13 protein-coding genes are annotated in these 12,781 nt (G+C 72.6%); 5 read left to right on the forward strand and 8 right to left on the reverse strand.

Annotation, left to right across the window (positions count from 1 at the left end; genetic code table 11):
* Positions 1-149: 149 nt before the first annotated feature.
* From OG370_RS26355 to OG370_RS26370, 4 genes are all read right to left on the reverse strand, one after another.
* Positions 150-647 carry a VanZ family protein gene (locus tag OG370_RS26355; RefSeq protein ID WP_328468395.1) on the reverse strand — a complete coding sequence of 166 codons (498 nt, stop codon included), beginning with the start codon at positions 645-647 and terminating at the stop codon, positions 150-152.
* Between the two features lie 133 nt (positions 648-780).
* Positions 781-1,362, reverse strand: a complete 582-nt coding sequence (locus OG370_RS26360; protein ID WP_328468397.1) for a hypothetical protein — start codon at positions 1,360-1,362, stop codon at positions 781-783.
* An 89-nt stretch (positions 1,363-1,451) separates the two neighbouring features.
* Entirely contained in the window at positions 1,452-3,110 is a 1,659-nt protein-coding gene (locus OG370_RS26365; protein ID WP_328468399.1) for a HAMP domain-containing sensor histidine kinase, read from the reverse strand.
* The gene (locus OG370_RS26370) at positions 3,107-3,784 is read right to left on the reverse strand and encodes a response regulator transcription factor (RefSeq protein ID WP_328468401.1); all 678 of its coding nucleotides are present in this window, start codon (positions 3,782-3,784) and stop codon (positions 3,107-3,109) included. Before OG370_RS26370 ends, OG370_RS26365 begins: the two co-directional genes overlap by 4 nt.
* Positions 3,785-4,208: 424 nt before the next feature.
* Between OG370_RS26370 and OG370_RS26375 the strand changes: the two genes are divergently transcribed.
* Positions 4,209-4,988, forward strand: coding sequence for a SigE family RNA polymerase sigma factor (locus tag OG370_RS26375; RefSeq protein ID WP_328474424.1), 780 nt, complete (start codon positions 4,209-4,211; stop codon positions 4,986-4,988).
* 115 nt (positions 4,989-5,103) lie between these two features.
* On the opposite strand, the gene OG370_RS26380 is transcribed toward OG370_RS26375, so the two are convergent.
* Complete coding sequence (locus OG370_RS26380; RefSeq protein WP_443060745.1) at positions 5,104-5,748, reverse strand: ATP-binding protein; 645 nt, start codon at positions 5,746-5,748, stop codon at positions 5,104-5,106.
* 117 nt (positions 5,749-5,865) lie between these two features.
* Between OG370_RS26380 and OG370_RS26385 the strand changes: the two genes are divergently transcribed.
* Positions 5,866-6,258 carry a hypothetical protein gene (locus OG370_RS26385; RefSeq protein WP_328468405.1) on the forward strand — a complete coding sequence of 131 codons (393 nt, stop codon included), beginning with the start codon at positions 5,866-5,868 and terminating at the stop codon, positions 6,256-6,258.
* Positions 6,259-6,324: 66 nt separating this feature from the next.
* Here the strand turns inward: OG370_RS26385 and OG370_RS26390 are convergent, their stop codons facing one another.
* The 3 genes from OG370_RS26390 to deoC are packed head-to-tail and all read right to left on the reverse strand — an operon-like array spanning position 6,325 to position 9,704.
* Positions 6,325-7,227 (reverse strand): aldehyde dehydrogenase family protein, encoded by a 903-nt coding sequence (locus OG370_RS26390; RefSeq protein ID WP_328468407.1) that lies wholly within the window; start codon positions 7,225-7,227, stop codon positions 6,325-6,327.
* Entirely contained in the window at positions 7,224-8,714 is a 1,491-nt protein-coding gene (locus OG370_RS26395; protein WP_328468409.1) for an aldehyde dehydrogenase family protein, read from the reverse strand. Before OG370_RS26395 ends, OG370_RS26390 begins: the two co-directional genes overlap by 4 nt.
* Before the next feature lie 6 nt (positions 8,715-8,720).
* Positions 8,721-9,704: a deoxyribose-phosphate aldolase gene (gene deoC, locus OG370_RS26400; protein ID WP_328468411.1), complete on the reverse strand. Its 984-nt coding sequence runs from the start codon at positions 9,702-9,704 to the stop codon at positions 8,721-8,723.
* Positions 9,705-10,299: 595 nt separating this feature from the next.
* On the opposite strand from deoC, the gene OG370_RS26405 reads away from it, so the two are divergent.
* The 3 genes from OG370_RS26405 (at position 10,300) to pstC (ending at position 12,778) form a co-directional block, all read left to right on the forward strand.
* Positions 10,300-10,974, forward strand: a complete 675-nt coding sequence (locus OG370_RS26405; protein ID WP_328468413.1) for a PH domain-containing protein — start codon at positions 10,300-10,302, stop codon at positions 10,972-10,974.
* A 260-nt stretch (positions 10,975-11,234) separates the two neighbouring features.
* Positions 11,235-11,627, forward strand: a complete 393-nt coding sequence (locus tag OG370_RS26410; RefSeq protein ID WP_328468415.1) for a DUF1508 domain-containing protein — start codon at positions 11,235-11,237, stop codon at positions 11,625-11,627.
* 131 nt (positions 11,628-11,758) lie between these two features.
* A complete protein-coding gene (gene pstC, locus OG370_RS26415; protein ID WP_328468417.1) occupies positions 11,759-12,778 on the forward strand; it encodes a phosphate ABC transporter permease subunit PstC in 1,020 nt (339 codons plus the stop codon).
* Positions 12,779-12,781: the final 3 nt, after the last annotated feature.

The following is a 12,781-nucleotide window of genomic DNA, read 5'->3' on the forward strand; positions in this document are numbered from 1 at the left end:
GTTCGTGGCCGTCCTTCCGCGGAAGGGCGGCCACCGGCAGGGGGCGCGGAGCGCTGTGCTTTCCGAGCTTTCCGAGGGCTTCGCGCGCACCCTGGCGATCAGCGCGCCTTTGCCGTCAGTGCCCCTTCGCCGTCAGCGGACCCTGGCGGTCAGGGCACGCTCGCGGGCACGGGCTCGCGGGCCGGGGGAGCCGGCTCGGTCGTGCGCAGGAGGCGGCGCCTGGCCGCGGGGACGACCAGCAGGTGGGCCGCGGCGACGCCCACCGTGTTGAGGATCAGCGCGTCGATGTCGAAGATCTGCCCGGGAACCATCGTCTGGGAGAACTCCAGCAGCATCGACACCATCAGACCGGCGAAGACCGTTCGGACGAAGGACGCGAGCGCCGACGCCTCCGCGCGCCCGCCGGCCATCGGCAGCAGGACGCCGAGCGGCGCCAGCAACCCGAGCCCCGCGCCGAGCCGCTGGGCGGCCTCGACCGGGCCTCTCGCGAGGTCGTCGCGGATCGTGTCGAGCGGCCGCAGGTTGGGCGCGGACACCCAGGCCACGTAATGCGGCCGCAGCAGCAGCCACCCGATCAACACCAGATACGCCGCGGTGAGCAGCAGCCCGGCCGCGCGCACCCTGAAGACGAAGCCGTCGTGCCGCACGTTCTCGATGACGTACGGGCCGTGCGTGCCGGTTCCCGTTCCGCTACTGCGACACGCCTTTCACCTGCGTGATCCCGATCACAAGGTGCTCCCGGGCCCGGCGGGCGACGCCCCGCCGCCCCGCGCCGGGCGGTCAACTGACGGGCGTGCCCGCGCTGTCCGCCGCGTCGGAGCGGGTGCGCAGATCCGGCGTGCACGTGTACGAGCGCAGCTTGCTGTCCGGCCCGGGGCCGCCGAGGACCACCGAACCGCCGGGCGAGATCAGCGGATCGGCGGCCAGCGTGCAGACGATCTGGGCGAGCGCGAAGGACGGCAGGTCCTGCGGCCGGTCGTTGAGCAGCAGCGCGTCCTTGTGGTCGCCCTGCCCGGTCGCGAAGACCTCAAGGGTGCCGGGCACCGCCGTGGAGAACCCGGCCTTGCTCTCGGCGGTGCGCGGGCTGATCTGGAGCTGGGCGAGGAGCAACCTGACCTCGTTGAAGCGCTCGATCCGGCCGTCGCGCACTTCGACGCTGCGGCTGACCGGTGTGACCTGGGTGTTGCAGACCAGGTAGATCTTCTCGGCCATCGCGTCCGGTCCGGGGGTGGCGGGCGCCTTGGGCGGCGCGCAGGCCACCCGGGAGGGCGCGGGGCCGTCGTCCACCGGCACGGTGGTGGTGCGGATGCCGCACCCGGCCAGCGCGGTCAGCGCGGCGCACGAAGCCGCCAGAACGGCCACGGACCCACGCGGGGTGCGTATCCGGCCACCGGGGCGCACCCGCCGCCCGCCGGGCCGTGTGGCGCCCGCCGGAGCGTTCCTCGCCGTCATCACGCGCTCCCCGCCGGCCCGTCGGTGCCGCCCGCGCGGTCACCCGCGCCGTTCCTGCCGGCCGAGCCGGCGGTTCCGGTCCCCGCGGGTCCGTCGCTCCCGCTGTTCCCGCCGCCCGCCCGGCTCGCCTCGGTGGCGCCGCTCGGGCCGCGCCCACCGCCGCCCGCGCCCTCCGCGCCGTCCTCGCCCTCGTCCGCCCGCGGCCGTACCGGCATGCGCAGCGTGAACACGGCGCCGCCGTGCGAGCCGTTGGCGGCCGTGATGTCGCCGCCGTGGATGTGGGCGTTCTCCATCGCGATGGACAGGCCCAGGCCGCTGCCCTCGGAGCGGGCCCGGGAGGCGTCGGCCTTGTAGAAACGGTCGAAGACGTGCGGCAGCACGTCCTCGGGGATGCCGGGGCCGCGGTCGGAGACCACGATCACGATCTCGCCGTCCTCGCCGCCCTCCCGGCGCAGGGTGACCCGTACCGGGGAACCGCCGTGCTTGAGCGCGTTGCCGATCAGGTTCGCCATGATCACGTCGAGCCGGCGCGGGTCGATGGTGGCCAGCAGCCCGCGCGGCGCGTCCAGTTCCACGGAGTCCAGCCAGGCTCGCGCGTCCATGCACGCCATGATCATGTCGGCGACGTCGACCTCGTCGACCCGCAGCTTCGCCGTCCCGGCGTCGAACCGGGTGACCTCCATCAACGTCTCCACCAGTTCGTTCAGCCGCCGGGTCTCGCTGACCACCAGCCGTACCGCCGGGGCGATCATCGGGTCCAGCGCGTCCGCCTCGTCCTCCAGCACGTCGGTGACCGCGGTGATGGCGGTCAGCGGGGTGCGCAGCTCGTGCGACATGTCGGCCACGAAGCGGCGGCTGGCGGCCTCGCGGGCCCGCAACTCCTCGACCCGGCCCTCCAGCTGCTCGGCGGCGTTGTTGAAGGTCCGCGACATCTCGGCGAGTTCGTCGGTGCCCGACACCTTCAGCCGGGTGTCCAGCTGCCCCTCGCCGAGCCGCTTGGCGGCCTCGCCCAGCCGCCGCACCGGTCGCAGCACCGCGGAGCCGGCCGCCTGCGCCAGCAGGGCCGCGCCGATCAGGGCGAGCAGCGTGGCGATGCCCAGCGACCATGCGAGCGAGTTGAGGTCCTTGCGCTCGGCGTCCAGGGACTTGAGCATGTAGCCGGTCGGGCCGTCGTCGTTGATCCGCGCGCCTGCCACCAGGTAGGGGTGGTCCTCCAGCGAGATCCGTTCCCAGTGCAGGTGGTAGCGGTCGTCGTCCTTCGTGTGCTTGGTGTTCACCGCCCGCACCAGCGACGCGGGCACGTCGTCCATCGAGAACGTGCTCCCGTCCGACTGCTCCGCGCACCGCCCGTCGGCCGAGGCGTCGATCAGGATGACCTGATACGTGTCCGGGCCGCCGATCCGGTTCGCTGCCATGCCCAGCGACTCGCAGGTCGGCTGCACCGGCAACGAGGCGGCGTTGCGCTGCAACGAGTCGCGGAAGTCGTCGAGCGCGCTGTTCTGCGCCCGCGTCAGCACCGCGTCGCGGTTGAGCCAGTACGCGATGCCCGACACCGACACCGCCGCGGTCAGCGCCACGAGCGCGAACACCGCGATCAGCCGCAGCCGCAGGCTGGTCCAGCGCAACAGCCAGAACGGGCTGCCTTGGGCACGGCTCACTGAGGCGTGTCCAGGCGGTAGCCGACACCACGGACGGTACGGATCAGGGTCGGCGACGACGGTACGTCCTCGATCTTCGCGCGTAGCCGCTGCACGCAGGCGTCCACCAGCCGCGAGTCGCCGAGGTAGTCGTGCTCCCAGACCAGCCGCAGCAACTGCTGCCGCGACAGCGCCTGGCCCGGCCGCCGGCTCAGCTCCAGCAGCAACCGCAGCTCGGTCGGCGTGAGCTGCAGGTCCTGGCCGTCCTTGGTGACGGTCATCGCGCTGCGGTCGATCACGATCGCGCCGAACGCGGCCGAGTCGGTGCTGTCGCGCTCGCCGCGCCGCAGCACCGCGCGGATACGCGCGTCCAGCACGCGCGGCTGCACGGGCTTGATCACGTAGTCGTCGGCGCCGGACTCCAGGCCCACCACCACGTCGATGTCGTCGCTGCGCGCGGTGAGCAGGATGATCGGCAACTGGTCGGTGCGCCGGATACGCCGGCACACCTCGAAGCCGTCGATCCCGGGCAGCATCACGTCCAACACGATCAGGTCAGGGCGCTGCTCCTTGAGCAGTCTCAGCCCGTCCTCGCCCGTCGCAGCGGCCACCACGCGGTGACCCTGACGGGACAGGCCGAGTTCGAGACCCGTACGGATGGCGTCGTCATCCTCGATCAGCAACAGGAAAGGCACGGGCGCCATTGTTGCCTACCCGGGCAGGTGAGCGGGAAGGGGTCTCGCGGCATGGTTGTGCTCTCGTTGCAGACGGTGCCCCGTTTCTCGGTTGAACACCGTCGTCAGTCGAGCCCACCGAGCGGCACCGGGACAGGTGGTCCGGGAGGTCCCGCACCTACCCAGGGGCGCGGGGAACTCCCCCAGAGGGGGTGCCCCCAGCGCGTAACCCCCCCAACGGCAGGTGGTCCCTCAACCGACAGGACCGACCCCCGGGCGGGTCCGCCCAGCCACTTCGCAGGAGCCTCTGTGACGGGCCTGTGACACTCGGCGGACAGCCCGATGAAACTGGCCCGGCAGTCTTATGCCCATCGGAAGAACGCGACGCCACAAAGGCTTCGACGCCGAAGACCACGTGGCAGGTTCCACCAACGGGGGCGCGATGATGAACGCACTGCACAGCACCACCACAACCGCAGTTCACACCGCGCACGCGCACCCCGGGTTCCGGGCCACGGAGATGTCCGGTGCTGCGAGCGGACGGGGGTACGTTCGCAGCACCGGACGCGCGACCACCTACCAGGCGCCCCGCCCGCGCCCCGCGCACATCGCGCCGGTCGACCCGGCGGAGCCCACCGACACCGCCACCGCGCCCGGCGCGGAGCGGGTGCCGGCGCAGGCCGGTACGGCACACTCCGCCGAGGCGGAGGCCGCGTTCACCGCATACGTGCAGGAGCGCCGGGCCTCTCTCTACGCCACCGCCTACCACCTCACCGGTGACCGTTTCGCCGCCGAGGACCTGCTCCAGAGCGCGCTGTTCTCCACGTACCGCGCCTGGGACCGGATCAGCGACAAGGCGGCCGTCGGCGGGTACCTGCGGCGCACCATGACCAACCTGCACATCAGCGCGTGGCGGCGGCGCAAGCTCAACGAGTACCCGACGGAGGAGCTGCCCGAGACGGTCGGCGACACCGACGAGATGGGCGGGACCGAGCTGCGGGCCGTGCTGTGGCAGGCGCTCGCGCGGCTGCCCGAGCAGCAGCGCACCATGCTGGTGCTGCGTTACTACGAGGGGCGTACCGACCCGGAGATCGCGGACATCCTCAACATCAGCGTCGGCACCGTGAAGAGCAGCATCTGGCGGTCGCTGCGGCGCATGCGTGAGGACGAGGCGCTGAGCTTCGGGCACAGCGAGGAGGACGCTTTCGGGGAGCTCGTCGCATAGTCCGGGGGGACACGGGGGACTGGGCCGGACGGCACGGAGGGGTGCCGTCCGGCCCTTACCCGTGCGTGCGGCGCCCCTGACTCCCGGGTGGCCCGCGGGTGACCCCGGGGAGCGGTCAGGTGGGGACGGACGGCGCCGTGGTGGTGGTGCGGGCGGGCCGGGCGGAGCCCATCGCGGCGATACGGGAGAGGGTTTCGCGCTGGTCGCACGGCGTGCAGCCGAACCCGACCTGGCGCCCCACGATCGCGCGCTCCGCGCGGAAGAGGTGCCAGCCGCGCCGGACCAGGAACCGTACCGACTTGCGCCCCTCGCGCAGGTCGCGCAGGAAGCGGCGCCACGCGGTCGTCGCGGGACTGCCGCGCAGGCAGATCGCGTCGGCCAGCAGCCCGAGTTCGCGGCAGCGCCCGACGATCTCGGCCGCGAAGATGCCCTCGGCGACGAAGTGGGGCGCCCCGGCGAGGTCCAGCCGGCTCCATCCGCTGATCGCGCTGGCCGAGATGTCGTAGCGCGGGGTGTCGGCGCTGCCGCGTTCGCACAGCTCGCCGATCGCGGCGACGGCGGCGTCCGCGTGCCAGGAGCCCGGCGCGTCCCAGTCGACCGCGCCGCCGCCGGGCAGCAGCGGGAGGGTCGGGTCGCCGTCCTCCTTGTAGAAGTCGTCGAGCGCGAGCACCGGCAGCCCGGTGCGGGCGGAGAGCGAGGACTTGCCCGAGCCGGACGGCCCGGCCAGCAGGATCACACGGGAACGGGGAGGTGGACTCACGGACAACGATTCTCCCGCAACCCTGCCCGGAGGGATGACCCGCGGTATGACAACTACCGTTCGCGGTCATTGCGTTACGCTGCGACAGCAACCACTACGTCGACAGGAGCCCGTTCCATGCCCTCGCTGCGCACCGCCCTCGTCCTCACGCTGACCGCCGCGGCGGCCGCGGTCGCCGTACCCGCGGCCACCGCCGTCGCCGCGGACGCCCCGGCGACGCTGCCCGACCTCCAGGGCGCCACCGGCACGCTGCCCACCTCCGGGATCACCTCCGCGCTGCCCACCCAGTCCGTGACCGGCGCCCTCGCCGACGGCGTCGCCCCCGTCCGCGACCTCAAGCTGGACCCGCTCAACAACACCACGGTCGACCCGCTCACCAACGGAGTCGGCTCCCAGGTCGCCGACTTCCGCCCCGTCTCCACCACCGACGCCACCGCCCCCCTCACCAACGGCGGCTCCCTGGGCACTCTCCCCCTCTTCGGCCCCCTCACCGGAGCCGTCACGCACTGACGCCGCGGCAAGCACGGCGCCGTCCTGCCGAGCCCGAAGGGACCCGCACGGGCGGAACCTGAGGTGTCACACCCCCATGGGGTGCCAGACCGTCTTGGTCTCCAGCCAGGCGGTCAGGCGGGAGGTGCCCGGGTCGGCGGTCCAGTCCTCGGTGGGGGAAGGGCGGCGGACGCGCTTGAGGTTGTCGGCCGCGGCGGCCTCCAGTTCGGCGGCGAGTTCGGGGGAAGCGCCGGTGAGGTCGATCGCGTTGACGTCCTGGTGGGCGGCGAGGGGAGCGGCGATCTCGGCGGTGCGGCCGGAGAGGATGTTGACGACACCCGCAGGGACGTCGGAGGTCGCGAGGACCTCGCCGAGGGAGAGCGCGGGCAGGGGCGCGTGCTCGGCGGCGACCACGACCGCGGTGTTGCCGGTGGCGATCACCGGGGCGAGCACCGAGACCAGCCCGAGCAGCGAGGAGTCCTGGGGGGCCAGCACGGCGACCACGCCCGTCGGCTCGGGTGTGGACAGGTTGAAGTAAGGACCGGCAACCGGGTTGGCACCCCCTACCACCTGAGCGATCTTGTCCGTCCAGCCCGCGTACCAGACCCAGCGGTCCACCGCCGCGTCCACCACGGCCGCCGCCTTCGCCTTGGACAGCCCCTCGGCGTCGGCGACCTCGCGGACGTACTGCTCCCGCCGCCCCTCCAGCATCTCCGCGACGCGGTACAGCACCTGCCCGCGGTTGTACGCGGTCGCGCCCGACCAGCCCGCGACCGCCTTGCGCGCGGCGACCACCGCGTCCCGCGCGTCCTTGCGGGAGGCGAGCGGCGCGTTCGCCAGCCACGCCCCGCCGCCCCGGCCACCCTTGGAGTCCGTCACCTCGTACACCCGGCCGCTCTCGGAGCGGGGGAACTTGCCCCCGACGTACAGCTTGTAGGTCTTGAAGACGCTCAGCCGCGCCGCGCCTTCAGAACGCTCGGACACCGTCATCGGTCGAGTTCCCCTACTTCCTCGCCACGCCCGCTCGTCGACTCGCCCGGCTCGGCGAGATACGCCGCCAGGCCGTGCCGGCCGCCCTCCCGGCCGTAGCCGGACTCCTTGTAACCGCCGAACGGCGAGGTCGGGTCGAACTTGTTGAACGTGTTCGCCCACACCACCCCCGCCCGCAGCTTGCTCGCCATCGACAGGATGCGCGAGCCCTTCTCGGTCCAGATCCCCGCGGACAGCCCGTACGGGGTGTTGTTCGCCTTCTCCACGGCCTCGGCGGGTGTGCGGAAGGTCAGCACCGACAGCACCGGGCCGAAGATCTCCTCCCGGGCGATCCGGTGCGCCTGGGTCACCCCGGTGAACAGGGTCGGCGCGAACCAGTAACCGGACTCGGGCAGTTCGCACCGCGGTGCCCACCGCTGCGCGCCCTCCGCCTCGCCCGCCTCGGCGAGCGCGGTGATCCGGGCGAGCTGCTCCGCGGAGTTGATCGCCCCGATGTCCGTGTTCTTGTCCAGCGGGTCGCCGACCCGCAGGGTGCTCATCCGCCGCTTCAGCGCGTCCAGCACCTCCTCCTGCACCGACTCCTGGACCAGCAGCCGCGACCCGGCGCAGCACACATGGCCCTGGTTGAAGAAGATCCCGTTGACGATGCCCTCGACGGCCTGGTCGACCGGGGCGTCGTCGAACACGATGTTCGCCGCCTTGCCGCCCAGCTCCAGGGTGACCTTCTTCCGGCTGCCCGCGACCGTACGGGCGATCGCCTTGCCGACCTCCGTCGACCCGGTGAAGGCCACCTTGTCCACGCCCTCGTGGGCGACCAGCGCCGCGCCCGCGTCGCCGTAACCGGTGAGGATGTTGACGACCCCGCGCGGCAGGCCGGCCTGGCGGCACACGTCCGCGAAGAACAGTGCGCTCAGCGGGGTGGTCTCGGCGGGCTTGAGCACCACGGTGTTGCCCGCGGCCAGCGCCGGCGCGACCTTCCAGGCGAGCATCAGCAGCGGGAAGTTCCACGGGATGACCTGCCCGGCCACGCCCAGCGGCCGCGGGTCGGGACCGCAGCCGGCGTACGCCAGCTTGTCCGCCCACCCCGCGTAGTAGAAGAAGTGCGCGGCGACCAGCGGCAGGTCCACGTCGCGGGTCTCGCGGATCGGCTTGCCGTTGTCCAGCGTCTCCAGCACCGCCAGTTCCCGCGAGCGCTCCTGGAGGATGCGGGCGATCCGGAACAGGTACTTGCCGCGCTCGGCGCCCGGCAGCGCCGACCACGTGCCGAACGCCTTGCGCGCGGCCCGCACCGCACGGTCGACGTCGGCCTCGCCGGCGTGCGCGACCTCGGCGAGCACCTCCTCGGTGGAGGGCGAGACCGACTTGAAGACCCGGCCGTCGGCGGCCTCGGCGAACTCGCCGTCGATGAACAGCCCGTACGAGGGCGCGAGGTCGACGACCGCGCGGGACTCCGGCGCGGGCGCGTACGCGAACTTCTGGTGTGCCATGAGGGATCAGTCCACCGTGACGTAGTCGGGACCGGAGTACCGGCCGGTGCTGAGCTTCTGCCGCTGCATCAGCAGGTCGTTGAGGAGGCTGGAGGCGCCGAACCGGAACCACTCCGGCGACAGCCAGTCGTCGCCGAGGGTCTCGTTCACCATCACCAGGTACTTCACCGCGTCCTTCGCGGTACGGATGCCGCCGGCCGGCTTCACCCCGACCTGGACGCCGGTGGCCCGGCGGAAGTCGCGGACCGCCTCCAGCATCACCAGGGTGTTCGGCGGAGTGGCGTTCACCCCGACCTTGCCGGTGGAGGTCTTGATGAAGTCCGCGCCCGCCAGCATCGCCAGCCACGAGCAGCGGCGGATGTTGTCGTACGTGGACAGCTCGCCGTTCTCGAAGATCACCTTCAGGTGGGCGCGGGTGCCGTCGGCACGGACGCAGGCCGCCTTCACCGCCTGGATCTCCTCGAACACGTCCAGGTAGCGGCCGGACAGGAACGCGCCGCGGTCGATCACCATGTCGATCTCGTCCGCGCCCGCGGCGACCGCCTCCGCGGTGTCGGCGAGCTTCACGCTGCGCGCGGCGCGGCCGGAGGGGAAGGCGGTGGCCACGGCGGCCACGTGCACCTCCGGGCCGCCGGCCGCGGCCAGCGCGTCCTTCGCGACGCCGACCATGTCGCCGTAGACGCAGATCGCCGCGACCCGCGGGGCGGTGCGGTCGGTCGGGTCGGGCCGCACGCCCTTCGCGCACAGGGCGCGGACCTTTCCGGCGGTGTCCGCGCCTTCCAGGGTGGTCAGGTCGATCATCGAGATCGCCAGGTCGATCGCGTACGCCTTCGCGGTCGTCTTGATCGAACGCGTACCCAGGGCTGCCGCCCGCGCTTCCAGGCCGACGGCGTCCACGCCGGGCAGGCCGTGCAGGTAGCTGCGCAGGGCCTGGGGGGAGGAGGTCACGCCGTGCAGGTCTGAAGGGGGCGGGAGAACTTCGGAGGACATGGTCACCACATCACCATATCTACGCGCGTAACCTCCCCGCCAGTCCCTGCGGGCGGCCGGGCGGGACCGAAGGTCCCTGGCCGTGCCGGCCGGGTGCCGGACCTTCTGTGGGTGGGGGGGATTCCGGCTGTTGCGGGTGGTGCTGCGGGATCGCGGATCTTCTGTGGGGTGGGAGGGTCCGGCTGTTGTGGGTGGGTGCTGCGGGATTGCGGACCTTCTGCGGGGTGAGTGGGATGCCGCTGAGGGTGCGTGGTGCTGTGGTGTGCCGGACCTTCGGCCGGTGGGTCGCCGGTCGCGCAGTTCCTCCCCCAGGGCTTCGCCTGGGTGGTGCCCAGTGCCCCTGGCAATGCCGCGGGTCCCCCCGGGGCAAGCACGTGGGAAGCCGCACTTACCCAGGGGCGCGGGGAACTGCGCGACCGGCCACGACCCTGCTCGACTGTGGACGCGGTGAGCAACCACCCCAAAGGGGCGCGGGGAACTGCGCGACCAGCCCACCACTCAGGGGTGGTCCCTGAGCCGACAGAACGGGGCAGTCCGGGGGGTCAGGCGCGCTCGTTCGCACGGGGGGTGGGGGGATCAGGCAGAATCGGAACTTATGACGAGTCCCAAGAACGACCGCTCGGGGACGGCCACCGCCGGAGACGGGCAGCCGAAGTACGCCGACCGGGCCTACCGGTCCGTCGCCGGAGTCGTCGGCGGTGTGCTGCTCCTCGTACTCGCCGGCTGGCTCGGCGGCGACGCGGTCGCGCGCGGCACCGGCCACACCCCGTGGCTGGCGCTGGCCGCCCTGCTCTGCGCGGTGCCGCTGATCATCGCGTTCAGCCTCCGCCCGGTGGTCTACGCGAACGACGACCGGGTCCGGGTGCGCAACCCGTTCCGTACCATCACGGTCCCGTGGTCCGGCGTGGACGGCATCCGCTCGGCGTACTCGACCGAGCTGCTGGCCGGTGGCCGCAAGTTCCAGATGTGGGCGATCCCGGTGTCGGTGCGGGCCCGCAAGAGCGCGGCCCGGCAGACCGCCCGGGCGCAGTCCGGCGACCCGCGTGAGTCGGTCAGCGTGATCCCGCGCCGCCACCCCGGTCAGCCCGGCGCCGACGGCACCTTCCGCGCGCCGTCCGACCGGGCGGTGAACGAGCTGCGCGAGCTGGCCGACCGGCACCCGGTGAAGGACGACGACCGTCCGAACCCGGTGATCCGCTGGTGCTACGAGATCATCGCGCCCTCGGTGGCTGGCGCGGTCGTGCTGATCGTCCTCGCCGTCACCGGCTGAGTCGCCCGCTGAGCCGCCGGCCGAGGTCCGGCCGCCCCTGGAAGGCGAGGCGCCCCCGGCCGGAAAGCCCCTACCGTGCGGGCCTTACGGTCCGTGAACGAGGGGCAACTTCGCGGTGAAGTATCCCGCGGTGATCCTGTGAAGCCCCACTGAGTCAACCTTTCGCAAATACATTGCCGGTGCCGTGCGCGGTGCTGCGTGCGGCCCGTGCCGTGCGTGAGGTGCAGGGGCGGGGGGAGCCGACAGGGGCGGGTGGGGCGATGACCGGCGACAGCCGGGAATTCGGGGTCGGTGGCATCGGAACCCGGTGCCGGATCGACATCGACGAGGACGGTCGGTACGCGTGGCGGCTGACCGCCAACAACGGGCGGGTGATCGCGCACGGCGCCACCAGCCATCCGGACGACCGGGCGTGCCGGGCGGCGTTCGAGGCGCTGTGCGAGCAGGCCGCGCTGCTCACCGGCAGCGTGCAGCACGCGGCGGAGTCCAACGGCTGGGTCTGGCGATTAAGGGACCGTGACGGGCACCTGCGGGCGGTGTCCGCGCGGGCGTACGAGCGCCACTCCACCTGCCAGGCCGCGTACGACCGGTTCCGGGTGCTGCTGGTCGGCCTGGGCACCGTCGAGTCCGTGCCGTGGGGCGACGTGCACTGAGTCGGCCGGCCGGCGGGGCGGGGCGGCGGCCGGCCGGGGTCGAACGCAGGTGAACGGAAGTTGCCCCTACGGGTGCTGTCGTTCACACATCCGTGCGGGCCCGGCCATGGCACACCGTGAGCGTTCGTGCGGTGACGATACGAACGCAGGCTCGACCGGCCGGGCCGGACGGCGCCGAGGACCGGGCCCGCCGGCTGCACGCCGACTCCGGCCTGCCCGACCGGCTGTTCCGGGGCGTCGCCCGCGGCGGCGGCGGGCTGGTGCTCGCGGTGATGCTGCTGGTCGGCGGCTTCCTGCTGTACCGGGCCTGGCAGGCGCTGCGCCGGGCCGAGTTCAGCTTCCTGACCACCGCCGCGTGGGACCCGGACGCCGGCCACTTCGGGATCGCCGCGGTGCTCACCGGCACCGTGCTGATCGCCGCGGTGGCCGTGGTGATCTCGGTGCCGCTGGCGATCGGCACCGCGCTGTACATCGCCGAGTACGCGCCGGCCCGGCTGCGCCGCACCCTGGTCAGCGTGGTCGACCTGATGGCGGCGGTGCCGTCGGTGGTCTACGGGCTGTGGGGGCTGTTCTTCCTGCAGGGCAAGGTGATCGGCCTGTCCCGGTGGCTGTCGACGTACCTCGGCTGGTTCCCGCTGTTCAAGGTCGACGGCGCCGACCCGCACGACCCGCTGGCCACCGCCACCGTCTACACCGCGTCCACGTTCATCGCGGGGATCGTGGTGGCGATGATGGTGACGCCGATCATCTGCTCGGTGATCCGCGAGGTCTTCTCGCAGGCCCCGGTCGGCGAGCGCGAGGGCGCGTACGCGCTGGGCGCCACCCGCTGGGGGATGATCCGCTCGGTGGTCCTGCCGTTCGGCACCGGCGGCATGATCGGCGGCACCATGCTCGGCCTCGGCCGCGCGCTGGGCGAGACGATCGGCGTCTACCTGGTGATCTCCCCGGTGTTCGCGATCCAGCCGCACATCCTGCAGAGCGGCACCAGTTCGGTGTCGTCACTGATCGCGCTGCGGTACGGCGAGGCGAGCCCGTTCGGGATGTCCGCGCTGATGGCCGCGGGGCTCGCGCTGTTCCTCATGACGCTGGTGGTCAACTTCGCCGCGTCCTCGATCGTCGCCCGCAGCCGTTCCGGTGCCACCGCCGAGTAGCCG

The sequence above is a fragment of the Streptomyces sp. NBC_00448 genome (assembly GCF_036014115.1).
Classification (GTDB): domain Bacteria; phylum Actinomycetota; class Actinomycetes; order Streptomycetales; family Streptomycetaceae; genus Actinacidiphila.

What these genes read in the sequence shown, in the direction of transcription:
- OG370_RS26375 (WP_328474424.1), top strand. Translation starts at nt 4,209, where the DNA reads ATGAACGCACTGCACAGCACCACCACAACCGCAGTTCACACCGCGCAC.
- OG370_RS26385 (WP_328468405.1), top strand. Translation starts at nt 5,866, where the DNA reads ATGCCCTCGCTGCGCACCGCCCTCGTCCTCACGCTGACCGCCGCGGCG.
- OG370_RS26390 (WP_328468407.1), bottom strand. Translation starts at nt 7,227, where the DNA reads ATGACGGTGTCCGAGCGTTCTGAAGGCGCGGCGCGGCTGAGCGTCTTC.
- OG370_RS26395 (WP_328468409.1), bottom strand. Translation starts at nt 8,714, where the DNA reads ATGGCACACCAGAAGTTCGCGTACGCGCCCGCGCCGGAGTCCCGCGCG.
- deoC (WP_328468411.1), bottom strand. Translation starts at nt 9,704, where the DNA reads ATGTCCTCCGAAGTTCTCCCGCCCCCTTCAGACCTGCACGGCGTGACC.
- OG370_RS26405 (WP_328468413.1), top strand. Translation starts at nt 10,300, where the DNA reads ATGACGAGTCCCAAGAACGACCGCTCGGGGACGGCCACCGCCGGAGAC.
- OG370_RS26410 (WP_328468415.1), top strand. Translation starts at nt 11,235, where the DNA reads ATGACCGGCGACAGCCGGGAATTCGGGGTCGGTGGCATCGGAACCCGG.